The sequence below is a fragment of the Pseudomonas asplenii genome (assembly GCF_900105475.1).
GTDB lineage: Bacteria > Pseudomonadota > Gammaproteobacteria > Pseudomonadales > Pseudomonadaceae > Aquipseudomonas > Aquipseudomonas asplenii.
In genome coordinates this window covers 855,484-881,577 of the sequence record NZ_LT629777.1, presented here as the reverse complement: position 1 = coordinate 881,577, position 26,094 = coordinate 855,484, and the positions used below count along the sequence as shown (strand labels likewise).

The 26,094-nt window shown below is 61.5% G+C and carries 23 protein-coding genes, 1 rRNA gene and 1 pseudogene; 12 read left to right on the top strand and 13 right to left on the bottom strand.

Going from position 1 to position 26,094, the window contains the following annotated elements; all coding sequences use genetic code 11:
- The first annotated feature begins 125 nt into the window (after window positions 1-125).
- Complete coding sequence (locus BLU37_RS04005; RefSeq protein WP_090202448.1) at window positions 126-917, top strand: AraC family transcriptional regulator; 792 nt, start codon at window positions 126-128, stop codon at window positions 915-917.
- Between the two features lie 178 nt (window positions 918-1,095).
- On the opposite strand, the gene BLU37_RS29820 is transcribed toward BLU37_RS04005, so the two are convergent.
- Together BLU37_RS29820 and BLU37_RS29815 are read right to left on the bottom strand one after the other, a co-directional pair.
- Window positions 1,096-1,824, bottom strand: a complete 729-nt coding sequence (locus tag BLU37_RS29820; protein WP_397428736.1) for a methyl-accepting chemotaxis protein — start codon at window positions 1,822-1,824, stop codon at window positions 1,096-1,098.
- A gap of 129 nt (window positions 1,825-1,953) precedes the next feature.
- A pseudogene (locus tag BLU37_RS29815) lies at window positions 1,954-2,844 on the bottom strand (HAMP domain-containing protein); the annotation flags it as partial.
- Between the two features lie 618 nt (window positions 2,845-3,462).
- On the opposite strand from BLU37_RS29815, the gene BLU37_RS03995 reads away from it, so the two are divergent.
- The gene (locus tag BLU37_RS03995; protein ID WP_090202445.1) at window positions 3,463-4,362 is read left to right on the top strand and encodes a PA4780 family RIO1-like protein kinase; all 900 of its coding nucleotides are present in this window, start codon (window positions 3,463-3,465) and stop codon (window positions 4,360-4,362) included.
- A 37-nt stretch (window positions 4,363-4,399) separates the two neighbouring features.
- On the opposite strand, the gene cueR is transcribed toward BLU37_RS03995, so the two are convergent.
- The 3 genes from cueR to BLU37_RS03980 all read right to left on the bottom strand — a co-directional run bounded on the left by cueR (window position 4,400) and on the right by BLU37_RS03980 (window position 7,676).
- On the bottom strand, window positions 4,400-4,807 hold the full coding sequence (cueR, locus tag BLU37_RS03990; protein WP_090202442.1) for a Cu(I)-responsive transcriptional regulator: 408 nt from the start codon (window positions 4,805-4,807) through the stop codon (window positions 4,400-4,402).
- Window positions 4,808-4,817: 10 nt separating this feature from the next.
- Window positions 4,818-7,205 (bottom strand): heavy metal translocating P-type ATPase, encoded by a 2,388-nt coding sequence (locus BLU37_RS03985; protein ID WP_090202440.1) that lies wholly within the window; start codon window positions 7,203-7,205, stop codon window positions 4,818-4,820.
- An 84-nt stretch (window positions 7,206-7,289) separates the two neighbouring features.
- Entirely contained in the window at window positions 7,290-7,676 is a 387-nt protein-coding gene (locus tag BLU37_RS03980) for a hypothetical protein (RefSeq protein ID WP_090202437.1), read from the bottom strand.
- Between the two features lie 145 nt (window positions 7,677-7,821).
- Here BLU37_RS03980 and BLU37_RS03975 point away from each other — a divergent pair, with 145 nt between their 5' ends.
- Entirely contained in the window at window positions 7,822-8,022 is a 201-nt protein-coding gene (locus BLU37_RS03975; protein WP_010444304.1) for a heavy-metal-associated domain-containing protein, read from the top strand.
- A 144-nt stretch (window positions 8,023-8,166) separates the two neighbouring features.
- A complete protein-coding gene (locus tag BLU37_RS03970; RefSeq protein ID WP_090202434.1) occupies window positions 8,167-9,345 on the top strand; it encodes a multidrug effflux MFS transporter in 1,179 nt (392 codons plus the stop codon).
- On the opposite strand, the gene BLU37_RS29215 is transcribed toward BLU37_RS03970, so the two are convergent.
- Window positions 9,346-9,519: a hypothetical protein gene (locus tag BLU37_RS29215; protein WP_010444302.1), complete on the bottom strand. Its 174-nt coding sequence runs from the start codon at window positions 9,517-9,519 to the stop codon at window positions 9,346-9,348. It lies immediately after the preceding gene.
- 201 nt (window positions 9,520-9,720) lie between these two features.
- A complete protein-coding gene (locus BLU37_RS03965) occupies window positions 9,721-10,734 on the bottom strand; it encodes a zinc-binding alcohol dehydrogenase family protein (RefSeq protein ID WP_090202431.1) in 1,014 nt (337 codons plus the stop codon).
- Between the two features lie 141 nt (window positions 10,735-10,875).
- Between BLU37_RS03965 and BLU37_RS03960 the strand changes: the two genes are divergently transcribed.
- The 3 genes from BLU37_RS03960 (at window position 10,876) to BLU37_RS03950 (ending at window position 14,272) form a co-directional block, all read left to right on the top strand.
- A complete protein-coding gene (locus BLU37_RS03960; RefSeq protein WP_090202428.1) occupies window positions 10,876-11,808 on the top strand; it encodes a LysR family transcriptional regulator in 933 nt (310 codons plus the stop codon).
- Window positions 11,809-12,050: 242 nt separating this feature from the next.
- Window positions 12,051-12,767 (top strand): ArsR/SmtB family transcription factor, encoded by a 717-nt coding sequence (locus tag BLU37_RS03955; RefSeq protein WP_090202426.1) that lies wholly within the window; start codon window positions 12,051-12,053, stop codon window positions 12,765-12,767.
- 128 nt (window positions 12,768-12,895) lie between these two features.
- A complete protein-coding gene (locus BLU37_RS03950) occupies window positions 12,896-14,272 on the top strand; it encodes an MFS transporter (protein ID WP_090202423.1) in 1,377 nt (458 codons plus the stop codon).
- Window positions 14,273-14,405: 133 nt separating this feature from the next.
- Here the strand turns inward: BLU37_RS03950 and BLU37_RS03945 are convergent, their stop codons facing one another.
- Window positions 14,406-15,359 (bottom strand): adenosine deaminase, encoded by a 954-nt coding sequence (locus BLU37_RS03945; protein WP_010444297.1) that lies wholly within the window; start codon window positions 15,357-15,359, stop codon window positions 14,406-14,408.
- A gap of 161 nt (window positions 15,360-15,520) precedes the next feature.
- Between BLU37_RS03945 and BLU37_RS03940 the strand changes: the two genes are divergently transcribed.
- On the top strand, window positions 15,521-16,609 hold the full coding sequence (locus BLU37_RS03940; RefSeq protein ID WP_010444296.1) for a calcium:proton antiporter: 1,089 nt from the start codon (window positions 15,521-15,523) through the stop codon (window positions 16,607-16,609).
- A gap of 4 nt (window positions 16,610-16,613) precedes the next feature.
- Here BLU37_RS03940 and BLU37_RS03935 read toward each other — a convergent pair whose 3' ends face one another.
- Window positions 16,614-17,297, bottom strand: coding sequence for an SDR family oxidoreductase (locus BLU37_RS03935; RefSeq protein ID WP_090202420.1), 684 nt, complete (start codon window positions 17,295-17,297; stop codon window positions 16,614-16,616).
- Between the two features lie 16 nt (window positions 17,298-17,313).
- A complete protein-coding gene (locus tag BLU37_RS03930) occupies window positions 17,314-17,673 on the bottom strand; it encodes a MerR family transcriptional regulator (protein WP_010444294.1) in 360 nt (119 codons plus the stop codon).
- An 84-nt stretch (window positions 17,674-17,757) separates the two neighbouring features.
- Here BLU37_RS03930 and BLU37_RS03925 point away from each other — a divergent pair, with 84 nt between their 5' ends.
- Window positions 17,758-18,186 (top strand): hypothetical protein, encoded by a 429-nt coding sequence (locus BLU37_RS03925; protein ID WP_090202417.1) that lies wholly within the window; start codon window positions 17,758-17,760, stop codon window positions 18,184-18,186.
- Between the two features lie 362 nt (window positions 18,187-18,548).
- Here BLU37_RS03925 and BLU37_RS03920 read toward each other — a convergent pair whose 3' ends face one another.
- The 3 genes from BLU37_RS03920 to BLU37_RS03910 form a co-directional block, all read right to left on the bottom strand.
- Window positions 18,549-19,130 carry an IMPACT family protein gene (locus BLU37_RS03920; protein ID WP_010444292.1) on the bottom strand — a complete coding sequence of 194 codons (582 nt, stop codon included), beginning with the start codon at window positions 19,128-19,130 and terminating at the stop codon, window positions 18,549-18,551.
- A 24-nt stretch (window positions 19,131-19,154) separates the two neighbouring features.
- On the bottom strand, window positions 19,155-19,805 hold the full coding sequence (locus BLU37_RS03915) for a TetR/AcrR family transcriptional regulator (RefSeq protein ID WP_010444291.1): 651 nt from the start codon (window positions 19,803-19,805) through the stop codon (window positions 19,155-19,157).
- Between the two features lie 205 nt (window positions 19,806-20,010).
- Window positions 20,011-20,931 carry a LysR family transcriptional regulator gene (locus BLU37_RS03910; protein WP_010444290.1) on the bottom strand — a complete coding sequence of 307 codons (921 nt, stop codon included), beginning with the start codon at window positions 20,929-20,931 and terminating at the stop codon, window positions 20,011-20,013.
- A 125-nt stretch (window positions 20,932-21,056) separates the two neighbouring features.
- Here BLU37_RS03910 and BLU37_RS03905 point away from each other — a divergent pair, with 125 nt between their 5' ends.
- From BLU37_RS03905 to BLU37_RS03890, 3 genes are all read left to right on the top strand, one after another.
- Window positions 21,057-22,406, top strand: coding sequence for an aspartate aminotransferase family protein (locus BLU37_RS03905; protein ID WP_090202414.1), 1,350 nt, complete (start codon window positions 21,057-21,059; stop codon window positions 22,404-22,406).
- A 71-nt stretch (window positions 22,407-22,477) separates the two neighbouring features.
- On the top strand, window positions 22,478-23,974 hold the full coding sequence (locus tag BLU37_RS03900) for a CoA-acylating methylmalonate-semialdehyde dehydrogenase (RefSeq protein ID WP_010444288.1): 1,497 nt from the start codon (window positions 22,478-22,480) through the stop codon (window positions 23,972-23,974).
- Between the two features lie 562 nt (window positions 23,975-24,536).
- A 16S ribosomal RNA gene (locus tag BLU37_RS03890) occupies window positions 24,537-26,073 on the top strand.
- Window positions 26,074-26,094 lie beyond the last annotated feature (21 nt).

Sequence of the window (26,094 nt, the reverse complement as noted above, 5' to 3'; positions counted from 1 at the left end):
GTCCAAGGAGCGAATGGCATTGGAACCTGGCCGTCTGCCCGAGATGGGGTTCTCGGCCATTGTCTTATGCCTGGCGCTGGCCTAAGGTCGCACCCGCCAGCCATCAGGCGATACAAGGGTTAACCATGTCGAGCAACGGACAACGCGGACCACAAAGACAGATTCCAGCCCTGTCGGCTCTGCCACGCCCGCTGTATGCCCGGGCCGAAAGCCTGAATGCCGGTTCCTGGACTCCGCGCCATCAGCATGACTGGGTGCAGTTTTCCTATGCCATCAGCGGTGTACTGGGCGTGCATACCGCCGAGGGCAGTTTCTTTGCGCCACCCCAATGGGGCGTGTGGATTCCGGCGGGGCTGGAGCATGAGGTGGTGACTTCGATGCGGGCGGAAATGCGCAGCCTGTACGTGCGCAAGGAAGACTGTCCGTGGGCGGCGGAACGTTGTCGGGTGCTGGAGGTGACCCCGCTGGCGCGGGAACTGATCAAGAGTTTCTGCCTGCTGCCGGTGGATTATCCCCAGGCGAACAGCGCCGAGTCGCGTCTGGTCCAGGTGTTGCTGGATCAGTTGGCGAGTCTGCCGGAGGTGGGCTTCTCACTGCCGTTGCCACGCCATCCGCGTTTGCTCGGCTTGTGCAATGAGCTGATCGAAAGTCCGGAGCAGGGGGCGAGCCTGGGGCAGTGGGCGCAGCGTCTGGGGGTGTCGGAAAAAACCTTGATGCGGCTGTTCCAGCGTGAAACCGGGCTGAGCTTTCGCGGCTGGCGCCAGCGTATGCGCTTGCTGTCGTCGCTCAGTGCGCTGGAGGAGGGCGACAGCGTGACACGGGCGGCGTTGTCCTGCGGCTATGACTCGACCTCGGCGTATATCGCGGCCTTCAAGGGGCTGTTTGGTTATACGCCAGGAGAATTGTTTCGGCACTGAAGCAGCGACTGGGCGCCATCTTGAGGGGCCATTCGCGGGCAAGCCCTGCTCTTACAGGTTTATCTCGTACACAAAACGGCTGTACGACACTGAGCTGTAGGAGCAGGGCTTGTCGGAGCGCCGAACCGCCGTCAAGAGGCCCTCAAACCCTGCCAAAAAAACTGACTGGATACGTTGATCAGGTCCGGAAACGCTTGACCAGACTGTCCAGCTCGTTGGACAGCCCCGCCAGGCTCTGCGAGTCCTGGCGCGCCGAGTTCGCCAGTTCTGCCACCAGTTGCGCATCGCCGTGGATCTGGCTGATATGCCGGTTGATGTCTTCGGCCACCTGATGCTGCTCCTCCGCTGCCGTGGCGATCTGGGTGTTCATGTCGCGGATCACGTCCACCGATTCGCGGATCTGCCCAAAGCTGTTGCGCGCCAGGCCGATGCGGGTCACCGACTGTTGCGACACTTCGAGGCTGGCGTGCATCTGCTGGGCCACCTGGCTGGTGCGCTTGGCCAGGTTGCCGAGCAGGCCGTCGATTTCCGCCGTGGAGTCGGCGGTGCGCTTGGCCAGGGCACGGACTTCGTCGGCCACCACGGCGAACCCCCGGCCCTGTTCACCGGCCCGGGCTGCTTCGATGGCGGCGTTCAACGCCAGCAGGTTGGTCTGCTCGGCAATGGAGCGGATCGTGCCGAGGATCGACTGGATGTTGTTGCTGTCGTTTTCCAGTTGTTGCATCGACTGGGCCGACTGCTCGATTTCCTGGCTCAACTGGTCGACGCTGTGCACCGCCGCATCGATCTGTTGCTGGCCTTCGCGGGCTTGGCGCTGGCCGCTGTCGGCGGATTCGGCAGCCTGGCTGCAGGAGCGCGCGACCTCGTTGGCCGTCGCGACCATTTCGTGGAACGCGGTGGAGACCATGTCCACCGCCTCGCGCTGACGCCCGGCGGCGTCGGCCATGTCGTTCGACACGCGGGTGGACTTGTGCGACGAGTCGAGGATCTTGTTCGCCGACTGGCCGATATGCTGGATCAGCCCGCGAATCGCCCCCAGGAACTGGTTGAACCAGCCGGCCAGTTGCGCGGTTTCGTCACGGCCACGCACGGTCAGGTTCTGGGTCAGGTCGCCATTGCCCTGGGCGATGCCTTCCAGGCCGCTGGAAACCCCGCGGATCGGCCGTACGATCAGGCTGGCGAAGCTGGCACCGACGATGCCGAAGACCACCACGAGCACGACGGCGATGATCGCGATCAGCCAGGTCAACTGGTTGGCGCTTTTCATCACTTCGCTTTGCTTGACCATACCGATGAAGGTCCAGCCCAGTTGTTCCGATGGCCAGATATTGGCCATGTAGCGTTCGCCATTGATTTCGACATCCACCAGGCCTTTGCCGGCCTTGGCCAGTTCGGCATAACCGCCACCCAGGCTGTCCAGATTCTTGAAGTTGTGCTCCGGTTGCTTGGGGTCGACCAGCAGGTTGCCGCTGTTTTCCATCAGCATCAGGTAGCCGCTGTCACCGAGCTTGATCTGCTTGACGATCTCGGTGAGCTGCTTGAGGGTCACGTCGACACTGACCACACCGCCCTGGGCACCGAGCTTGTTGTCCACGGTGCGCACGGTGGCGACCATCACGGCGTCGTCGGGCGCCCAGTAGTAGGCAGCGGTGCGCAGGGTCTTGCCGGGGTTGGCCTGGGCCGTCTTGTACCAGGGACGTACACGCGGGTCGTAGTTGCCGTACTTCTGATCTGCCGGCCAACTGACGTAGCCGCCGTTGTTGACACCGTAGGACACATAGGAATAGGCCGGATGGCTCTTGCCCAGGCCATCGAACAGGGCGAGCAGTTGCTTGTCCTCTTCGCTCAGCGGGATCTGCGAGGGATCGGCGCTCATGTAGCTCTTGAGCCCGTCATCGGCATTTTTCAGCAGCGGATGATTGGCCATGTACTCGATGTTCTGGCTGACACTGTCGAAGAACACCTGCATCGCGTTATTGACTTGGCGGATCTCCCGGGTACTGCCGTCGAGGAAATTCTCACGCGCTTCACTGCGCAGATTCAGCACCACCAGGATGGCGACCAGCACCACCGGCAAACAGGCCACGATTGCAAACGCCCAGGTCAATTTCTGCTTGATGTTCATCCGTGCTCCAGTTTTTTGTAGGCCCGCAGGTGTCGATGACACGCGGAACAGTGCTGTCGTGAAAGTCGAGCGGTACGAAGCTCCGTTTCGCAGGCGACATGTCGAGGGCTCGACAAAATAACAACTCTCCTTGAACGCTTCGGCCAGGGAGAAAGAAAATTTAGGCCGTCTGGCGAATATTCAGATTTTTGTCGAGTATTCGTGTCCCGGGAATTGTCGCAATTGACAGCATATGAGCACGATCATGGTCCGACGGGTGTCGGCTATTCTGCTTGGGGCACTGGCTTTACTGCAGTAATCTGGCACATTGAGTGCATTGGAGAGCATTCGGGGTCGGCATCTTCCACTCGCTGTGAGAGGATGGCCACGCAACGAATGATGGTCGCGTATTTGGTAATAAAGGACCCAGAATAAAAGCTGATGAAGACTCCAAAACGCATTGAACCGCTGATCGAAGACGGTCTGGTCGACGAAGTGCTGCGCCCTCTGATGAGTGGCAAAGAGGCAGCTGTCTATGTGGTGCGCTGTGGCAAGGAGCTGCGCTGCGCCAAGGTTTACAAGGAGGCGAACAAACGAAGCTTTCGTCAGGCCGCCGAGTATCAGGAAGGCCGCAAGGTACGTAACAGCCGTCAGGCCCGGGCGATGGCCAAGGGCTCCAAGTTCGGGCGCAAGGAAACCGAGGATGCCTGGCAGAACGCCGAGGTGGCAGCCCTGTTCCGTCTGGCCAGTGCCGGGGTGCGGGTGCCCAAGCCGTTCGACTTTCTCGATGGCGTATTGCTGATGGAACTGGTCGCCGACGAATACGGCGAGGCGGCGCCACGTCTCAACGATGTGGTGTTGGAACCCGAGCAGGCGCGTGAGTACCACGCGCTGCTGATCTCGCAGATCGTGCTGATGCTGTGCGCCGGTCTGGTGCACGGTGACCTGTCGGAGTTCAACGTGCTGCTGGCGCCGGATGGCCCGGTAATTATCGACCTGCCCCAGGCCGTCGACGCGGCGGGCAACAACCATGCGTTCAGCATGCTGGAGCGGGACGTCGGCAACATGGCGTCCTATTTCGGTCGATTTGCCCCGGAACTCAAGGAAACCCGCTACGCCAAGGAAATATGGGAATTGTACAAGGCCGGCACCTTGCATCCCGGCAGTGTGCTGACGGGTGAGTTCGACGATCCCCAGGCGCAGGCGGACGTAGGTGGCGTACTGCGCGAGATCGAGGCGGCGCGTTTCGATGAAGAACGCCGGCAGGCGATCCGTTCGGCAGACGATGCTCCTCGCGGCAAACCGGCCGAGGAGCCGACGCCGCCCTGGATGCAGCACTGACAGTGCTGTTGCCCCCCCTGTCGAGAGGGCACCGCGCTCAGTTCTGTGTACAGCAACTGCCCGAGGCCAGATCCTTGAGGATCGGGCAGTCCGGGCGGTGGTCACCGTGGCAGTGTTCCACCAACTCCTGCAGGGTATCGCGCAGGGTGGCCAGTTCGTCGATCTTGCGGTTCAGATCGTCGATGTGCTGGCGCGCCAGGGCTTTCACGTCGGCGCTGGCGCGCTGGCGATCCTGCCAGAGCGTCAGCAGTTTGCCGACTTCCTCCAGCGAGAAACCCAGGTCCCGCGAGCGCTTGATGAACGCCAGGGTGTGCAGTTCGTCCGGGCCGTACACGCGGTAGCCGCTGTCCGTACGTGTGGCGGCCTTGAGCAGACCGATCGACTCGTAATAACGAATCATCTTCGCGCTCAGGCCGCTCTGGCGGGCTGCTTGGCCGATGTTCATGACGTCTCCTTCAGTCGATGTCTTGGGGTTTCCAGGTCTTGAGCAACAGCGCGTTGCTGACCACACTGACGCTGGACAGCGCCATTGCCGCCCCCGCCAGCACCGGGTTGAGCAGGCCGAAGGCGGCCAGCGGGATGCCGATCAGGTTATAGACGAAAGCCCAGAACAGATTCTGCCGGATCTTCGCATAGGTCTTGCGGCTGATTTCCAGCGCTGCCGGTACCAGCCGAGGATCGCCGCGCATCAGGGTGATGCCGGCGGCCTGCATGGCGACATCGGTGCCGCCGCCCATGGCGATGCCGATATTCGCAGCAGCCAGCGCCGGCGCATCGTTGATGCCGTCGCCGACCATGGCCACCACGCCGGTCTTTTTCAGTTCGCCGACGATGGCGGCCTTGTCGGCCGGCAACACTTCGGCGTGCACATCGGTGATGCCCAGGGCCTGGGCGACCACATGGGCGCTGCCACGATTGTCGCCGGTCAACAGGTGGCTGCTGATCTGCCGTGCATTGAGTTGCGCGATGGCTTGCGCCGCGCCGGCCTTGAGGGTGTCGCCGAAGGCGAACAGGGCCAGTACTTGTGGCTGCGGGCTCTGCTCGATCAACCAGGACAGGGTACGACCCTCGGTTTCCCAGGCGTTCGCCAGCTCTTGCAGAGCGCCTGGCGGCAGGCCGCTTTCGTCGAGCAGGCGGCGGTTGCCCAGTGCCAGCGCGCGGTCGTCCAGTTCACCGGCGATGCCACGTCCGGTCAGCGAACGGCTGGCACGGATATCCGCGACTGCCAGGCCACGTTCGGCGCAGGCGTCGAGCACTGCCCTGGCCAGCGGGTGTTCGCTGCCGCGTTGCAGGGCGCCGGCCCATTGCAGCGCCTGCGCCTCATCGCCGTTCACGGCTGACAGGTGGGCGATACGCGGAGTGCCGGAGGTCAGCGTGCCGGTCTTGTCGAATACCACGCGGCTGACCTCATGGGCGCGTTCCAGGGCTTCGGCATCCTTGATCAGGATGCCGTGGCGCGCGGCGACGCCGGTGCCGGCCATGATCGCGGTCGGCGTCGCCAGGCCCAGGGCGCAGGGGCAGGCAATCACCAGCACCGCTACCGCGTTGATCACTGCGGTTTCCAGCGGGGCGCCGTACAGCCACCAGCCGAGCAAGGTCGCCAGGGCCAGCAGCAAGACGCTGGGGACGAACACCTGGCTGACCTTGTCCACCAGTTTCTGGATCGGCGCCTTGCCGGCCTGGGCATCTTCCACCAGGCGAATGATCCGCGCCAGGACCGTCTCGGCGCCCAGCGCCAGGGTCTTGACCAACAGCCGGCCTTCACCGTTGATGGCGCCGCCGGTGACTGTGTCCCCCGGCTGTTTCGGCACTGGCAGGCTCTCGCCGCTGATCAGTGCTTCGTCGGCGTGGCTCTGGCCGTCGACCACCTCGCCGTCCACCGGGAATCGTTCGCCGGGCTTGACCAGCACCAGGTCGCCCAGCCGCAGGGCGCTGATGGCGACTTCCTGTTCACGGCCGTCGATCAGTTGGGTCGCCCGTTCCGGACGCAAGGCCTCCAGGGCGCGGATGGCGCTGGCGGTCTGGCGTTTGGCGCGGCTTTCCAGGTATTTGCCCAGCAGCACCAGGGCGATCACCACCGCCGAGGCTTCGAAGTACAGATGGGGCATGTGGCCCGGATGGGCATTGGCCCACTGGTAGAGACTCAGGCCGTAGCCGGCGCTGGTACCGAGTGCCACCAGCAGGTCCATGTTTCCGGTGCCGGCCTTGAGCGCTTTCCAGGCCGCGACATAAAAGCGCGCGCCGAGAATGAACTGCACCGGCGTTGCCAGGGCGAATTGCAGCCAGGCCGGCAGCATCCAGTCATGCCCGAACGGCTGGGCGAGCATCGGCAGCACCAGCGGCAGGGCCAGCGCGAGGGCCAGCAACAATTGCCAGCGCTCACGTCCCAGGCGTTGTGCCTGGGGCTGGGCGACGGGGCTCTGGTTGTCGTGCAGGCTGGCCGAGTAACCGGCGGCCTCGACCGCAGCGATCAGCGCGGCGTGGTCGAGAGGCCCCACTGACTCAAGGTATGCGCGTTCGCTGGCCAGGTTGACGCTGACAGCACGCACGCCGGCGACCTTGTGCAACGCCCGCTCGACCCGGCCGGCACAGGAGGCGCAGGTCATGCCGCCGATATCCAGTGCCAGCGTCTGGCTGGGAACCTGGTAACCGGCCTGTTCCACCGCCTGCAGCAGCGCCGGCAGGCTGTCGGCCGGTGCCTGGACTCGGGCCTGTTCGGTGGCGAGATTGACGCTGACCGCGCTGGCGCCTGCCACCTTGCGCAAGGCCCGTTCGACCCGGCCGGCGCAACTGGCGCAGGTCATGCCGGCGATCGGCAGATCAAAGGTGGTGGATTGCGGCATGGGCGATACTCCTGAAGAAGTTGCCCACAGGATCAACCTTGCCACCTTGGCAAGGTCAAGCCTCTATTCGCGACATTGTCCGGTTTACTGATAACCCAGCGACACCTGCTTGAGGCGCAGACCGGTCGGGCTGGCGACAATGGCGAACTTGCGCACGTCGCCGCCATTGAGCTTGATCACCTGCTCGGGCGTTGCCAACAGGCTGGCGTTGCAGCCGGGGGCCTGGCCCGGCAAGGACTTCAGGCGAATCGACACATCGCCCGGCGGCAGATTGAAGGAGATGGCCTGTTCGGCGAACAACCGCCCCGACAACTGATCCTGCAGGTAAACGCCGATTTCACAGGACGTGGAGACCTCCAGGCGTTCACGGGAGATGATCAGCACCCCGTAGTTTTCTCCGGCGGCGCTGGCAAAAGGGGAGGCCCCGAACAGGCTGAGAAGGCCAAACAGGCCGAAAGCTGACCAGCGCATGACTGAATCTCCTACGGTTGAATCGTTGATGACGAAGCTTGGCGCAGGGGCGAGCGAAATGCCAGCCCGGCAGATCATTCAGGAACTTGACCTTGCTATGGTGGCAAGCTTGAAACTGTCGCCACCTCAATACAGGAGAAGCATCATGCAAGTCTTCAATGTTCAGGGTATGTCCTGCGGTCACTGCGTCAAGGCGATCACTTCTGCGGTCCAGGCCAAGGATCCGGCGGCCAGCGTCCAGGTCGACCTGGGGGCGAAGGAAGTCGGGGTGCAGAGTCGCTTGTCGGCGGATGAAGTCATCAGTGCCATTGTCGAAGAAGGCTACGAGGCGAAGCTGGCCGGCTGAAAGTGAAGTGATTTGAGCAGCTTGCCCGGCCAACCGAGTACGTGGGTCGGGTATTTATTTAGTTAGCGGCCTATCGGAATGTTCAAGGTATCCGCGCACGGTTAAACTAGCCGGCTGTGCACACAGCTGTTTACCGGATGCCTGATGAACCTACGAACGATCCTGATTCTCGGTGCCCTGAGTGCCTTCGCGCCCCTGGCCATCGACTTTTACTTGCCGGGTTTCCCGGCGATGGCCGTTGCTTTCGGTACCGATGAAAAACATATCCAGCTGACGCTGGCGGTGTATTTCTTCGGCTTGTCCATCGGGCAACTGGTGTATGGCCCGTTGGCGGATCGTTTCGGTCGGCGTGGTCCCTTGCTTGTCGGCGTCGCGCTGTTCACCCTGGCTTCCCTGGTCTGTGCTTTCGCGCCGAGTCTGGAGTGGCTGATCGCCGCACGTTTCCTGCAGGCGCTGGGTGGTTGCGCGGGTACGGTGATTTCCCGGGCAATGGTCAGCGACAAGTGTGATGCCATCGGGTCGGCCAAGGTCTTTTCGCAACTGATGCTGGTCACCGGGCTGGCACCGATCCTCGCGCCGATGCTCGGCGGGGTGTTGGTCAACCTTTACGGTTGGCAGTCGATTTTCATCGTGCTGACGTTGTTCAGTGCGTTGTCCGCCTTTGCCGTGGCATTCGGCCTGCCGGAGAGCCTGCCTGTCGACCAGCCGCGCCAACCATTGTCGGGGGCTTTGCGCCAGTACGGCCGCCTGCTGTCCGACCGGGTGTTCGTTGGCCACGCGCTGACGGGCGGTATCGCCATCGCCGGGATGTTTGCCTATATCGCCGGCTCGCCATTCGTCTTCATCAAGCTGTATGGCATTCCTGCCGAGCATTACGGCTGGTTGTTCGGTAGCAATGCGGCAGGCTTCATCCTGGTGGCCCAGGTCAATGCCCGGCTGCTGGGCAAGTTGGGGCCGGCGCTGCTGCTGGCCCGCGCGGTCTGGGTCTATGTGGCGGCGGGACTGTCACTGCTGGGCATCAGCCTCTTGCACACCACGCAGCTCTGGCCGTTGCTGGTCCCGTTGTTCATCTGCATCGCCAGCCTGGGCTGCATCGTCCCTAATGCCGCCGCCTGCGCCATGCGCGGGCAGGGCGCACGAGCCGGCAGCGCCTCGGCGATGTTCGGCTGCCTGCAGTTCAGTGTTGCCGCAGGCGCCGCATCCCTGGTCGGGCTGCTGCACGATGGCAGCGCCACTCCGATGGCGCTGGTGATCGCCCTGTGCGGGGTGTTGGCGGTAACAGTCGCCATGGTGACCCGGCGCCTGGAAATGGCGCGTGGTTAGTCAGCCAACGGCTCGTTGCTCGGGGAAGGCGTGAGGGGCTTGCAGGCGTGCCTGCAGGGTGCTGGCGAAGGCACGGGCTTCGGCTTCGCTGCGGAAGGTGATCGCGTGCTGGTCGAGCCGGACCTGCCATTGGTTGCCGCGGGATTTTGCTAACGCTTTGACAAGGATCTTCATGGCTGACTTCCTCTGGTTGGCAAAGGCGGCCATTGTAAACCTGATTCCGTGTGGGGATAAGAGGGCGATCACAGATCTGACTGACGGCATTTCTGCCTGTTCTGTCAGAGGGCAATGACGGTTTTTCGCTGAGTCATTGCGCTATCTCTACCGCGCGACCAGGTGGCGGGACGAGCCGAGGTGCCGCCCCGCCGCCCTGACTCAGAACCCTTCCAGGACGATCTTGCCCTTGGCCTTGCCGCTTTCCAGCAAGGCATGGGCCCGGCGCAGGTTAGTCGCGTTGATCTGGCCGAAGTGCTCGCCGACCGTGGTTTTCAGCACGCCCGCATCGATCAGTTCGGCGACCCGGTTGAGCAGATGGTGTTGTTCGATCATGTCCTCGGTCTCGAACATCGAGCGGGTGTACATGAACTCCCAGTGCAGCGACAGGCTCTTGCGCTTGAGTTGACTCACCTCAAGGTTTTGCGGGTCGTCGATCAGGGCCAGCTTGCCCTGAGGCTTGAGCGCTTCGACCAATTGCGCCAGATGCGTGTCGGTCTGGGTCAGGCTGGCGACATGGGTGACGTGCTGCTGGCCGTGGGCCTTGAGTTCTTCGCTCAGCGGCTTGCTGTGGTCGATCACCAGGTCGGCGCCGAGTGCCTGCACCCAGTCCCGGGTCTCGGGCCGCGAGGCGGTGCCGATGACTTTCAGTCCGGTCAACTGGCTGGCCAGTTGCGTCAGAATCGATCCCACGCCACCGGCCGCACCGACGATCAGCAGGCTCTGACCCAGGTCGGCCTTGCCTTCGGGAACTTGCAGGCGCTCGAACAGCAACTCCCAGGCGGTGATCGCGGTCAACGGCAAGGCGGCTGCGTCGGCGAAACCCAGGCTTTGCGGCATGCGCCCAACGATCCGCTCGTCGACCACATGCAGTTCGCTGTTGGCACCAGGGCGGATCAGGGAACCGGCATAGAACACCTTGTCGCCGACCTTGAACAGGCTGACGTCGCTGCCGACCGCCTTGACCACACCGGCTACGTCCCAGCCCAATACCTTGGCTTCACCGTTTGCCGGCGGCATGTGCTGGCGGACCTTGGTGTCCACGGGGTTGACCGAAATGGCCTTGACCTCGACCAGCAGATCACGGGGGCCGGCGATCGGGGTGGGCAGTTCGATATCTTGCAGCGAGTGTGGATCGCTGATGGGCAAGGCGCTGTAGAAGGCAATGGCTTTCATGCTCGGGTCTCCGTAAACGAGATAGGAAGAGGTGAAAGGTCTGGCCTTTCGATGCTTCCATGATTGGCGATTTCCTTCGGCGATAAAACCGGCTAAAACGGCAGTCTCTTTCAATATTTTTTTGATAATGCCGAGGTCGGGATGTTGCGCTTCGATGATTTGCAATTGTTCGTGCGGGCCGCCGACCTGGGCAGCCTTTCCGCAGCAGCGCGGGTCATGGACCTTTCTCCGGCGGTGGCCAGTGCTTCGCTCAAGCGCGTCGAGCAGCAACTTGGCGCGCGCCTGCTGGCTCGCTCGACCCGCAGCCTGCGGCTGACCGCCGAAGGCGAAGGTTTTCTGGCGTACGCACGGGCGGCGCTGGGCAATCTGGATGAAGGGCGACGCTTGCTGGCCAGCGGTCAGGAACAGGTCAGCGGCATTCTGCAGTTGTCGGCGCCTTCGGATTTTGGTCGCAATGTGTTGCTGCCCTGGCTCGACGAGTTCCAGCGCGAGCATCCGCGGCTGACGGTCCGGCTGCTGCTGGGCGACCGGATCGCCGACCTGTTCCGTCAGCCGGTGGATATCGCCCTGCGCTATGGCGAGCCGGAGGATTCGAGCCTGGTGGCGCTGCCGATCGCCGCGGACAATCGTCGGGTGTTGTGCGCGGCGCCTTATTACCTGGCGCGTCACGGTGAGCCGACGACGCTTGAGCAACTGACCCAGCACAACTGTCTGCTGTTCATGCTGGGCGGTCGGGTCCACGATCACTGGAGCTTTCACGATGGCCGCCGTGATATCGGCCTGACGGTCAGCGGCGATCGTCTCAGTGACGATGCCGATGTGGTGCGCCTGTGGGCACTGGCCGGAGCGGGGGTCGTCTACAAGTCCTGGCTGGATGTCGGCAGTGATGTGTTGGCCGGGCGCTTGAAGGTGCTGTTGCCGGAGCTGTCCTGCGAACGAGCGCCGCTGAATCTGTTGTGCGCCCATCGCGCGCAATTGAGTAAGCCGGTGAACCTGCTGCGTGAAATGCTCAGCCGACGTTGCGCCGAACTGTCGCGCCAGGCCCCGGTTCGCCTGGTGCGCGCAGGGCAATAAACGAGGGCTTCTTGTTACAACCCATTCAGGAATAAAGTCGGCGCCTGTTCCATTGTGGTTTAGGCTTGAATCATTGGATCCAGCGCCTAGGCAGTGAAACGCATTTTGTTACGTTCGCCGGAGTTGATCGGGATATAAGGAAAAATTCCCGGCTTTTGGCACTTTTGCGTCTTGGTTTGAATTGAGTAACTTCTCAGTATGGCGTTGTGCAGTCGATCAGTGTTTCAACAGGGAGTGAAAACATGGAATACGCACCTTGCATCAGCCAGATAGCCACGCTGCTTGCCGACCCCAAGCGCAGCGCCATGATGTGGGCGTTGCTCGATGGCAGCGCACGATCCGCCGATGAGTTGGCTCTGCTGGCCGGTTTGTCCCTTTCATCTGCCAGTGCCCATCTGGCCCGCCTGAGTGCCGGCGGTCTGTTGCGCCTGGAAGCCCGTGGCCGCAAACGCTTCTTCCGCCTGTCCGCACCGGAGATCGCGACCGCCGTGGAAGCCCTTGCCAATGCCTCGCTGGCCAGCGCGCCGTTGGCGGTGAATCATTCGATCAAGCTCCAGACCCCGGATACGGCGGCGCTCAAGCGCGCCCGGCAGTGTCACGACCACCTGGGTGGGGAACTGGCCTGTGAGCTGTATCAGCGCCTGCTGGCGGCCGGCTGGATCGAACAGCACGATCAGCGCATCCGGGTGACCAGCGTCGGTGCCCAGCGCTTCGCCGAGCGCGGCTTGTACATCCAGGCGCTGGCCCATGGGCGCCATGAGACGGTTTGTGTCTGCCATGACGTGCGTGAGCGTCGCCCGCATCTGGGCGGCGTGCTCGGCGCGGGGTTGCTGCAGTTGTTCCTGCAGTCGGGCTGGCTCGGCGCGATGGAGGATTCCAGGGCTCTGCGCATTTCTCCCAACGGCGAGCGGCAGATCGACAAGTTCGCCGCCCTGGTCGAGCTGGAACTGGCCGGCTGAATCACACCGTCACCTGCGGCAGGGAAGCTGCAGGCGTCGCTCACGGCTGTAGACAGGTCGCACTCAGGCTTAACGTCATCCGGTGATACCGCACACTCGATCGAGGCATTCGAATCGAGGGACATCCCATGGAAACTCAAGGCTATAGTGCGGCTGAACGACTGGAGCGGTTGCCGATCAGCGGTTATCACCGGCTGATCTTCATCATCATTGCCCTGGCCTTTTTCTTCGACTCGATGGACCTGGCGATGATGACGTTCCTGCTCGGCTCGATCAAAGCCGAGTTCGCCCTGAGCAGCGCCCAGGCCGGGCTGCTGGTCAGTTCGAGCTTCTTCGGCATGGTACTGGGGGCCTCGCTGTCGGGTCTGCTCGCCGACCGTTTCGGGCGCAAGCCGGTGTTCCAGTGGAGTATCGTGTTGTGGGGGCTGGCCAGCTATCTGTGTTCCACGGCACAGACCGTCGAGACGCTGACGCTGTTCCGGGTACTGCTGGGGATCGGCATGGGCATGGAATTTCCGATCGCCCAGTCGATGCTGTCGGAGTTGATCCCGACCAAGCGACGCGGGCGCTATATCGCCCTGATGGATGGTTTCTGGCCACTCGGTTTTGTCGCGGCGGGGTTGTTGTCGTACTTCCTGCTGCCGCTGGTGGGCTGGCGTGACATCTTCCTGGTGCTGGCCGTGCCGGCGGTATTCGTGCTGGCGATTCGTTTCTTCATTCCCGAGTCGCCGCGCTGGCTAGAGCAGGCGGGCCACCACGCGGTGGCGGACAAGGTACTGAGCGGGATCGAGGAGCGGGTCCGTGTTTCGCTCAAGCTCAGTTCATTGCCTACACCTGCGCACCTGCCCCGGGGTGTCGAGCGTGAGCCGAGTTTCTTCTCGGCGTTCCGGCAGTTGTGGTCGCCGATGTACCGCCAGCGCACGATGATGATCTGGAGTGTCTGGTTCTTTGCCTTGCTGGGCTTCTATGGCCTGACGTCGTGGCTCAGCGCGTTGCTGCAGCAGTCGGGTTTTGCCGTGACCCAGTCGGTGTACTACACGGTGCTGATTTCTCTGGGCGGCATTCCCGGTTTCCTGGCGGCGGCCTGGCTGGTGGAGCGCTGGGGGCGCAAACCGGTGTGCATCGTTACCCTGCTCGGCGGCGGGGTGATGGCGTTTTTCTACGGGCAGAGCGCGGTGTTTGGGGGGAATGTGAGCCTGCTGATCGGTTCCGGCCTGCTGATGCAGTTCTTTCTGTTTGGCATGTGGGCGGTGCTCTATACCTACACGCCGGAGCTGTATCCGACCTCGGCGCGGGCCACCGGCTCGGGGTTCGCCTCGGCCATCGGCCGGGTCGGGTCGCTGCTTGGACCCTTGGTGACCGGGTTAGTGTTTCCGGTGATGGGCCAGGGCGGGGTATTTGCGTTGGGCGCGTTGTGCTTTGTGATCGCGGCGCTGGTGGTCGGCTGTTTTGGTATGGAGACCCGAGGGCGCTCGCTGGAGGAGTTGAGTGAAGAGGCGCGCTGATTCGCTCTGTCATCCCGTGTAGGAGCAGGGCTTGCCCGCGAAGGCGTCCTCAATGACGCCAAAAGCTTCGCGGGCAAGCCCTGCTCCTACCGATATCAGCGAGATACAGATATCAGCCAGATACTGATATCGCTCAAGGCTTGACCAGGCGGGCATCCAGGCTGTTCTGCGCCAGGCGTCGGGCCTGGTCCTGGGTCATGCCGAGATGGGTGTGCAGGGCATGGAAGTTCTCGGTGACATAACCACCGAAGTACGCCGGATCATCCGAGTTCACCGTCACCTTTACGCCACGTTCGAGCATGTCGAGGATGTTGTGCTGGGACATGTGGTCGAATACACACAGCTTGGTGTTCGACAGCGGGCAGACGGTCAACGGAATCTGTTCGTCGATGATGCGTTGCATCAGTCGCTCATCTTCGATGGCCCGGACGCCGTGGTCGATCCGCTGGATTTTCAGCAGGTCGAGGGCTTCCCAGATGTACTCCGGTGGACCTTCTTCACCCGCGTGGGCCACGGTGAGGAATCCTTCGGCGCGTGCGCGGTCGAACACCCGCTGGAACTTGCTGGGCGGGTGGCCCATTTCCGAGCTGTCCAGCCCGACCGCGACGAACGCGTCACGAAACGGCAGGGCCTGGTCCAGAGTCTTCTGCGCTTCGTCTTCGCTCAAGTGACGCAGGAAGCTGAGGATCAGGCCGCTGCTGATGCCCAGTTGCTGCTCGCCATCCTTGAGTGCGGCGGCGATGCCGTTGAGCACCACCTCGAAGGGAATGCCCCGGTCGGTGTGGGTCTGCGGGTCGAAGAACGGCTCGGTATGGATGACGTTCTGTTCCTTGCAGCGCAGCAGGTAGGCCCAGGTCAGGTCGTAGAAATCCTGTGAGGTGCGCAGCACATCGGCGCCCTGGTAGTACAGGTCGAGGAATTCCTGCAGGTTGTTGAAGGCGTAGGCCTGGCGCAGGGTGTCCACATCGTTCCAGGGCAGGGCGATCTTGTTGCGTTCAGCCAGGGCAAACAACAGCTCGGGCTCCAGCGAGCCTTCCAGGTGCAGGTGCAGTTCGGCCTTGGGCAGGGCGTTGAGCCAGTCGTACATGTTCGGTTCTCATCAGGTGCAGATGGCGAACATTCTACAGATGTGAAACAAAATATTTGCTAAAACCTGACCAGGCGTTCAGCGTGCTCTCTGTCGCCGACCAAGGAAGAAACGCTGTCGGTTCGCCGCAGTCTGTCAGTCATCACCCTCGAGACCTTGCGATGCTCACTCTGTTACGAGAAGAAAAATTCCTGTTGTTAGCCCTGATCATGGCGGCCCTCGCGTTCCCTCTGGAACACGCGCTGCTGCACAACGGTCGCGGCGTGGCGCTGATTTCCGGGCTGGTACTGATCGGTGCGATCGTCTGTGCCTCGCTGCGTGTGGCCCACCATGCCGAGTTGTTGGCGGAGAAGGTCGGCGATCCCTACGGCACGATGATCCTGACCCTGTCGGCGGTGCTGGTGGAAGTGGTGATCCTGGCGATCATGATGAGCAACGAGGCCTCGCCGACTCTGGTGCGCGACACTATCTATTCGGCAGTGATGCTCGATATCAACGGCATCCTCGGCCTGGCCGCGCTGATGGGCGGGATCAAGCATGGCGAGCAGCCCTACAACGATGACTCGGCACGCACCTACAGCGTGATGATCCTCACCGCGATGGGGGTATCGATGGTGGTACCGGAGTTCATTCCCGAAGCGGACTGGAAAGTCTATTCGGCGTTCACCATCGGCGCGATGGTGCTGTTGTACACCCTGTTCCTGCGCATGCAGGTCGGTTCCCACAGTTATTTCTTCAGCTACAGCTACCCGGAGAAAAAACGCCGGGAGCCCGGTCATGAGGAGCATCCGCAAGGCAATCTGAGCCGGTCCATCGCCATCCTGGTGCTGGGCATCGTGGTGATCGGCGCGCTGGCCGAGGTGATGTCCAAGGCGCTCGACCTGGGACTGGAAGGTACCGGCGCACCGCCGGTGATCACGGCCATTCTGGTGGCGGCGATTTCCGCGGCCCCGGAAATCCTCACGGCCCTGCGCGCGGCGCTGGCCAACCGCATGCAGTCGGTGGTCAATATCGCGCTGGGGGCGTCGTTGTCGACGGTGATCCTGACCGTGCCGGTGATGGAGGCCATGGCGCTCTATACCGGCCAGCCGTTCCAGATGGCGATGACGCCGGTGCAGACGGTGATGGTGTTCATCACCCTGATCGTCAGCGCGATCAACCTCAACGATGGCGAAACCAATGCCATCGAGGGCATGACTCACTTCGTGCTGTTCGCCACGTTCATCATGCTCTCGCTGCTGGGGCTCTAGTGGCTTACCAGGGAATGGTCTCGCCCTTGTAGTTGATGAAGTGATGGCCGCCGCGACCGGCGAAGGCGTTCACCTGGTCGATCAGGCCACGGGTGCTGGTTGCGACATCGATCTGTGCGTCTTCGCCGCCCATGTCGGTCTTCACCCAGCCCGGGTGCATCGACAGCACGGTGAAGGTCGGTGCCTCGATTTCGCTCAGGAAACTGTTGGTCATCGAGTTCAGTGCGGCCTTGCTGGCCTTGTAGAAGGCCAATTCCGGCGCATCGGGGGTGGTCACGCTGCCCAGCCCCGAACTCATGAAGGCGATCACGCCATAGCCGGAACGGATCTGCCCGACGAAACGCTGGGCCAGGGCGATGGGGGCGATGGCGTTGGTCAGGAACAACTGGCCGATCTGCGCCTGTGTGGCATTGGCTGGTTTCTGGTCGGCCGGGCCCTTGACCCCGGCGTTGACGAACAACAGGTCGAAAACCTGGCCTTGCAGGCGTTCGGCGAGGGCGCCGACGGCGGCCTGATCGTCCATGTCCAGGGTTTCGATCTGCACCGGGCCCGCGGCTTTCAGCGCATCTGCCTTGCCGGCATCGCGCACGGTAGCGGTGACGTTCCAGCCATCGGCCAGCAGTTGCTGTACCAGTCCCAGACCCAGGCCTCGTGAGGCGCCGATGATCAATGCGTTCTTACTGCTCATGGGATAATTCCTTGTGTCATGAAGTCTGCGTTCTCAAAGGACAACTCTGTTGCAGCCGATGTTGCAACTCCTGGCGCAACTCGCCAAGTTCGGCGATACGCGTCTCGATCAGGTTCAGCTTGTCCTGTAGCAACTGCGTGACCGCACTGTCCGGATCGGGGGCGTTCCACAGCGCGGCGACGCTATTGCCGATCTCGCCAAGGCTGAAGCCCAGGCGCTGGGCGGTCTTGATATAGAGCACCAGTTGCAGCATGTCCGGTGAGTAGTCGCGATAGCCGTTGGCACTGCGCCGAGCAACGATCAGCCCGCGCTGTTCGTAGAATCGCAGGGTATCGCGGCTGACGGCGCTGGCCTGGGCTAACTCACCGATGCGCATGGGCGGGTCTCTTTGAAAGGCTTGACCTTGGAGCATACTCCAGGCCTTAGGCTCTGTACTCCTTTATGAGTCTGGAGTTGCACCATGTGGAGTACGCAGCACTACCGTCACCTGGTTCGGGTCAGCGGTTGGTACGATCTGATCGTCACCGCCGCGTTTGTCACGCCCTGGACGTTCCTGGCGTTGCACGGGCTTTTGCAGGGCTGGGGGCAGGCGATGGGATTGGCGGGGACACTGCCGTCATTCGAACCGCTGCATGTGCTGATGGCCAACCTCATGGGCTCGATCGTCTGTGTCTGGGCGGTATTGCGCATCCGCGATCCACAGCCGGTGTTCGGTCGTTATGACGCTGTCGGTCGGATGCTGTTCGCGACCTGGCAGGCCTATGCACTGAGCCAGGGCGCCAGTGCATTTATCGCGGTGATCCTGTTTTTCGAGATCGCCTGGGCGATCGCACAGTCGTTACCGATAAAGGATGGGCAGTTGCCATCGGAGCAGGGGGCGCAAGCCTGATGGGCTTTGGTTTGGTTGATCAAAAAACAATCAATTGTTCGCCAGCCGTATCAGGCCGGCCGCCGGGCCACCCTTGCACGGGTTATCCACAGCTTGCTCCACAGTATTTGTGAGCAAGCGCCGAGGCAGCGCATCAGCGTCGTGCAGCTCTCGTCGACACACGCTAAATGCGCCTAAGCCATTGTTTCGAGAAAGTTTCGCCAGCCGTGGTGAGCAACTGTATAAAAATTGATCAGTGCCCGCAAAGCCACGTTACAGAAGGGTTACAGGCGGCTGTACTCAGGTTATCCACAGTCGGGTGCACAGTGATTGTGGGCAAAAGCCCGCGTGCGTTTTCGAGCACTGTCGGGGGCTGTGGACAATTATCGCTGCAGGAGAATGCGCCCGCGACTGAGGTCGGCCAGCTGACGTTGCAGGGTGTCGATCAGGCTGGCGCCGACGGCCAGTTGCAGTTCCACGCCATTGGCGGTGAAGTCTTCCGCGACCACCAGCCCGCCGGCTTCGGCCACCCGCAGCTTGACCAGGGCCAGTTCGCTGAAGCTGCAGGCACAGCGCAATGGCACCCGGCTGATCAGCTCGATACGCTCGGCATTCTGCAGGCACTTGTTGGCGCCGCCGCCGTAGGCTCGGGCCAATCCGCCGGTGCCCAGCTGGATGCCGCCGTACCAGCGGATGACCAGTACCGCGACCTGGTCGCAGTCCTGAGCCTCGATGGCGGCCAGGATCGGTCGCCCGGCGGTGCCGCCGGGCTCGCCGTCGTCGCTGCTGCGGTACTGGTCGGCGAGCTTCCAGGCCCAGCAGTTGTGAGTGGCATCCCGATCACTGTGCTGCTCGATGAAATCCTGAGCCTGGGCAGCGCTGGTGACCGGTGCCGCGAGGGTGATGAAGCGGCTTTTGCGAATTTCCTCTCGGTATTCGCAAAGGCCGGCAAGGGTAAAGGGCATACGAAATCGGCTTTGAGTGAAGGGTCAGAGCGGTGGTGTCAGGCCACAGCCTTTGAGGATGATACGGATCAGGTTGTTGCCGGCCTCTTCCATGTCCTGCTTGGTCAGGCGCGAGCGCCCGGTGACGCGGCAGATCTGCGTGGCGAAGTCGGCATAATGCTGGGTGCTGCCCCAGAGCAGGAAGATCAGGTGGACCGGGTCGACCGGGTCCATCTTGCCGGCGTCGATCCAGGCCTGGAATACGTTGGCCCGGCCCTGGAACCAGGTGCGGTAGTCCTGGCTGAAGTATTCGCTCAGGCATTCGCCGCCGCTGATGATCTCCATGGCGAAGATCCGCGAGGCCTGCGGCTGGCGGCGGGAGAACTCGATCTTGGCGCGGATGTAGCGGGCCAGGGCCTCGGCCGGGTCGTCCTCGGCTCTGAGGTGATTGAAGGTGCTGTCCCACAATTCGAGGATGTTGCTCAACACGGCGACGTACAAGCCCAGCTTGTTGGTGAAGTAGTAATGCAGATTGGCCTTGGGCAGTCCGGCATTCTGCGCGATGGTGTTCATGCTGGTGCCTTTGAAACCATGACGGGCGAATTCATCTTCGGCGGCCTTGATGATCGCTTCTTCGTTTTTCTGGCGAATACGGCTGGCGGGTTTTCCGGCGTGGGCAGGGACTTCAACGGTCATGGGCAGTTCCGGGCTGGTCTGTGGGTGCAACCTGTGCACAGATAACTTACCCGGTGGGTTCAGACAAGTCCCGCCATCATATAAAGCCTGAATATGCCGCGATGGCTGGTCTTTGGGCAGTTAATTGGCGCCAAATCCTTGGATTTTCAGGCCTCCAACAGCCAGCCGGCTTTCACAGATGCCTGATTCCAGAAGGTTCCTGGGCTCAGCGGGTCGCCGCCAGGCTCTCCAGGAAACTCTCCAGCACCAGGTGCGGGCGCCGACCCTTGCGTGTTACCGAGGCCAGGCTCAGGTCGTAGAAACGGCTGCTGGCCTTGAGCGCGCGCAGCCGCCCTTGTTGGACCCAGAGGTTGGCGTAGTGATCCGGCAGGTAGCCGATGTAACGTCCGGTCAGGATCAGGAACGCCATGCCCTCACGGTCGGAGGCGCTGGCGGTGCAGTTGAGTGCCTGGTAATGCGCCTGGATCTCTGCTGGAAGGCGGAAGGTCGGGGCGATTGCATCCTGGCTGTTGAGGCGGGCGTCATCCAACTGCCGGTCATCGACATAGAACAGCGGGTGCCCCACCGCGCAGTACAACAACGAGCGTTCGCTGTACAAAGGCTGGTATTCCAACCCCGAGAGGGCGCTGGCCTGGGGTACTACGCCGACGTGCAGGCGTCCGTCGAGGACCCCTTGTTCGACCTCGTTGGGCGCGATCATGCGGATCTGGATCTGCACGTCCGGCCCGCGTTCCTTCAGTTGTGCCAGGGCATGGGTGATACGCATGTGGGGCAGGGTGACCAGGTTGTCGGTCAGGCCGATGGTCAGTTCGCCGCGCAGGTGCTGATGCAGGCCGTTGACCTCGGTGCGAAAGCTTTCCAGTGCACTCAACAGTTGCAGGGCGGACTGATAGACCTCGCGACCTTCCTCGGTCAGAGAAAACCCCGCCCGCCCGCGCTGGCACAGGCGTAGACCCAGACGCTGCTCCAGGTCGCTCATCTGCTGACTGATCGCCGAGCGACCGATACCGAGCACGGTCTCCGCTGCCGAGAAGCCACCGCATTCCACGACGCTGCGAAAGATCCGCAAGAGACGGATATCGAAATCGCTGACTTGCGCCAGGGGATCGGGGCGGCGGCTGCTCATGGTTTAGTCTGCTGTTAACTGAAGGTTAGAAAAGTTGCATTTCACCGACTTTATCCTCGTGGCAACTTACTCGCAATAACGCTTTCAATGCCCACGCCGCTTAAATGCCTTGCGAGGTTTCGCCAATGAACATGCCAGAAAACGCTCCGTCTTCCTTGGCCAGTCAGCTCAAGCTCGATGCCCACTGGATGCCCTACACCGCCAACCGCAACTTCCAGCGCGATCCGCGACTGATCGTCGGCGCCGAAGGCAGCTGGCTGATCGACGACAAGGGCCGTAGGGTCTATGACTCGTTGTCGGGTCTGTGGACCTGTGGTGCCGGCCACACCCGCAAGGAAATCCAGGAGGCGGTGGCCAGGCAACTGGGCACCCTCGACTACTCGCCGGGCTTCCAGTACGGCCATCCGCTGTCGTTCCAACTGGCAGAGAAAATCACGGCGCTGACCCCGGGCAATCTGAACCACGTGTTCTTCACCGACTCCGGTTCCGAGTGTGCCGACACTGCGGTGAAGATGGTTCGTGCCTACTGGCGGCTGAAAGGCCAGCCGACCAAGACCAAGATGATCGGCCGTGCCCGTGGCTATCACGGGGTGAATATCGCCGGTACCAGCCTCGGTGGTGTGAGTGGCAACCGCAAGCTGTTTGGCCAGGCGATGCACGATGTCGATCACCTGCCTCACACCCTGCTGGCCAGCAACGCCTTCTCCCGTGGCATGCCGGAGCAGGGCGGTATTGCCCTGGCCGAAGAACTGCTCAAGCTGATCGAGCTGCATGATGCCTCGAACATTGCCGCGGTGTTCGTCGAGCCCATGGCTGGTTCCGCCGGTGTGCTGGTGCCGCCGCAGGGCTACCTCAAGCGCCTGCGCGAAATCTGCGACCAGCACAGCATCCTGCTGGTGTTCGACGAGGTGATCACCGGCTTTGGCCGTACCGGCGCGATGTTCGGCGCTGACAGCTTCGGCGTGACCCCGGACCTGATGTGCATCGCCAAGCAAGTCACCAACGGTGCCATCCCGATGGGTGCGGTGATTGCCAGCAGCGAGATCTACCAGACGTTCATGAACCAGCCGACTCCCGAGTATGCAGTGGAATTCCCCCACGGCTACACCTACTCGGCACACCCGGTGGCTTGCGCGGCGGGCCTGGCGGCACTCGATCTGCTGCAGAAGGAAAGTCTGGTGCAAAGCGTGGCCGAAGTCGCGCCGCATTTCGAGAACGTCCTGCATGGCCTCAAGGGCAGCAAGAACGTCATCGACATCCGCAACTTCGGTCTGGCGGGGGCGATCCAGATCGCCCCTCGCGATGGTGACGCCATCGTGCGTCCGTTCGAAGCCGGCATGGCGCTGTGGAAAGCCGGGTTCTATGTGCGCTTTGGTGGCGACACCCTGCAGTTCGGCCCAACCTTCAACAGCAAGCCGCAGGACCTCGATCGCTTGTTCGACGCGGTGGGCGAAGTGCTGAGCAAGCTCGACTGATTCCTTAAATAGACAAGATCCTTTGCGGGGGCGAACGCTTCGCTCCCCGCCGACCCACTTCAGGAGCCCCCATGAGCGCAATCCAGCATTTGATCGATGGCCAGTTGGTCAATGATTCCGGTCGCACCGCTGCGGTGTACAACCCTTCGACCGGCCAGGCCATCCGCCAGGTGCCGTTGGCGAGTCGCGAGACCATCCAGCAGGCCATCGACTCGGCCACGGCGGCATTTCCCGCCTGGCGCAAGACGCCTGCCGCCAAGCGCGCCCAGGTGATGTTCCGTTTCAAGCAACTGCTGGAGCAGAACGAGGCACGCATTGCCCAACTGATCAGTGAAGAACACGGCAAGACCCTGGAAGATGCTGCCGGCGAACTCAAGCGTGGGATCGAGAACGTCGAGTACGCGTGTGCCGCGCCGGAAGTACTGAAGGGCGAATACAGCCGTAACGTCGGACCGAACATCGATGCCTGGTCGGATTTCCAGCCACTGGGCGTGGTAGCGGGGATTACCCCGTTCAACTTCCCGGCCATGGTGCCACTGTGGATGTACCCGCTGGCGATCGCCTGTGGCAACTGCTTCATTCTCAAGCCGTCCGAGCGTGATCCGAGTTCGACGTTGCTGATCGCGCAACTGTTGCATGAAGCCGGCCTGCCCAAAGGCGTGCTGAACGTGGTGCATGGCGACAAGGGCGCGGTGGATGCACTGATCGAGGCGCCGGAAGTGAAGGCGCTGAGTTTCGTCGGTTCGACGCCGATCGCCGAATACATCTATGCCGAGGGCACCAGGCGCGGCAAGCGTGTCCAGGCCCTGGGCGGCGCGAAGAACCATGCGGTGCTGATGCCGGATGCGGATCTGGACAATGCCGTCAGCGCACTGATGGGCGCGGCCTATGGTTCCTGTGGCGAACGCTGCATGGCAATTTCGGTGGCGGTGTGTGTGGGTGATCAGGTGGCGGATGCTCTGGTGGCCAAGCTGGTGCCACAGATCAAGGCGTTGAAGATCGGTGCCGGTACTGCCTGTGGCCTGGATATGGGGCCGCTGGTGACTGCCGCTGCTCGGGACAAGGTGGTCGGCTATATCGATGACGGTCTGGCTGCTGGCGCCGAGCTGGTGGTGGATGGTCGTGGTTTCAGTGTGGCCGGTCATGAGGAGGGCTACTTTGTCGGCGGCACCCTGTTCGACCGTGTAACCCCGCAGATGCGTATCTATAAGGAAGAGATTTTCGGGCCCGTGCTGTGCATCGTTCGCGTGGACAGCCTGGAAGCGGCCATGCAACTGATCAACGAGCACGAATACGGCAACGGTACCTGCATCTTCACCCGTGATGGTGAAGCGGCTCGGCTGTTCTGCGACGAAATCGAAGTCGGCATGGTCGGTGTCAACGTACCGCTGCCGGTGCCGGTGGCCTATCACAGCTTCGGTGGCTGGAAGCGTTCGCTGTTCGGCGACCTGCATGCCTACGGCCCGGATGGTGTGCGCTTCTATACCCGGCGCAAGGCGATCACCCAGCGGTGGCCGCAGCGTGCCAGTCATGAAGCTTCGCAGTTCGCGTTCCCCAGCTTGTCATAAGTAGAAGGGAAGAAGGCCGGCCCCTTGGGGCCGGCCTTCTGCTTTTAAGGGCCTTTCGACCTTTATGACCGAAATCTGAAAATAACGGTTGACGCTCGCTGTCAGGGGCCTATAATTCGCCCCACTTCCGGCGCAGCCAGAACGGAAAACTCCTTGAGATTCAATGAGTTATCTAGTTTCAGGCGGTGCAGCTTCAGGTCATCGAAGCACGGAACAAGCTGTAAAAGAGGTGTTGACAGCAGCGTGTAATGCTGTAGAATTCGCCTCCCGCTGACGAGAGATCGGAAGCGCAAGTGGTTGAAGTTGAAGAGGAAATTCTGAAACTTCTGAAAATAATCACTTGACAGCAAATGAGGCTGCTGTAGAATGCGCGCCTCGGTTGAGCGAACAGCTCACCCACCGCTCTTTAACAACTGAATCAAGCAATTCGTGTGGGTGCTTGTGGTGTCAGACTGAATAGTCACTAGATTATCAGCAACGCAAGTTACTCCGCGAGAAATCAAAGATGTAACCAACGATTGCTGAGCCAAGTTTAGGGTTTTCTCAAAACCCAAGCAGTATTGAACTGAAGAGTTTGATCATGGCTCAGATTGAACGCTGGCGGCAGGCCTAACACATGCAAGTCGAGCGGATGAGAAGAGCTTGCTCTTCGATTCAGCGGCGGACGGGTGAGTAATGCCTAGGAATCTGCCTGGTAGTGGGGGACAACGTTTCGAAAGGAACGCTAATACCGCATACGTCCTACGGGAGAAAGCAGGGGACCTTCGGGCCTTGCGCTATCAGATGAGCCTAGGTCGGATTAGCTAGTTGGTGAGGTAATGGCTCACCAAGGCGACGATCCGTAACTGGTCTGAGAGGATGATCAGTCACACTGGAACTGAGACACGGTCCAGACTCCTACGGGAGGCAGCAGTGGGGAATATTGGACAATGGGCGAAAGCCTGATCCAGCCATGCCGCGTGTGTGAAGAAGGTCTTCGGATTGTAAAGCACTTTAAGTTGGGAGGAAGGGCATTAACCTAATACGTTAGTGTTTTGACGTTACCGACAGAATAAGCACCGGCTAACTCTGTGCCAGCAGCCGCGGTAATACAGAGGGTGCAAGCGTTAATCGGAATTACTGGGCGTAAAGCGCGCGTAGGTGGTTCGTTAAGTTGGATGTGAAATCCCCGGGCTCAACCTGGGAACTGCATCCAAAACTGGCGAGCTAGAGTAGGGTAGAGGGTGGTGGAATTTCCTGTGTAGCGGTGAAATGCGTAGATATAGGAAGGAACACCAGTGGCGAAGGCGACCACCTGGACTCATACTGACACTGAGGTGCGAAAGCGTGGGGAGCAAACAGGATTAGATACCCTGGTAGTCCACGCCGTAAACGATGTCAACTAGCCGTTGGGAACCTTGAGTTCTTAGTGGCGCAGCTAACGCATTAAGTTGACCGCCTGGGGAGTACGGCCGCAAGGTTAAAACTCAAATGAATTGACGGGGGCCCGCACAAGCGGTGGAGCATGTGGTTTAATTCGAAGCAACGCGAAGAACCTTACCAGGCCTTGACATGCAGAGAACTTTCCAGAGATGGATTGGTGCCTTCGGGAACTCTGACACAGGTGCTGCATGGCTGTCGTCAGCTCGTGTCGTGAGATGTTGGGTTAAGTCCCGTAACGAGCGCAACCCTTGTCCTTAGTTACCAGCACGTCATGGTGGGCACTCTAAGGAGACTGCCGGTGACAAACCGGAGGAAGGTGGGGATGACGTCAAGTCATCATGGCCCTTACGGCCTGGGCTACACACGTGCTACAATGGTCGGTACAGAGGGTTGCCAAGCCGCGAGGTGGAGCTAATCCCACAAAACCGATCGTAGTCCGGATCGCAGTCTGCAACTCGACTGCGTGAAGTCGGAATCGCTAGTAATCGCGAATCAGAATGTCGCGGTGAATACGTTCCCGGGCCTTGTACACACCGCCCGTCACACCATGGGAGTGGGTTGCACCAGAAGTAGCTAGTCTAACCTTCGGGAGGACGGTTACCACGGTGTGATTCATGACTGGGGTGAAGTCGTAACAAGGTAGCCGTAGGGGAACCTGCGGCTGGATCACCTCCTTAATCGACGACATCAGCTGCACC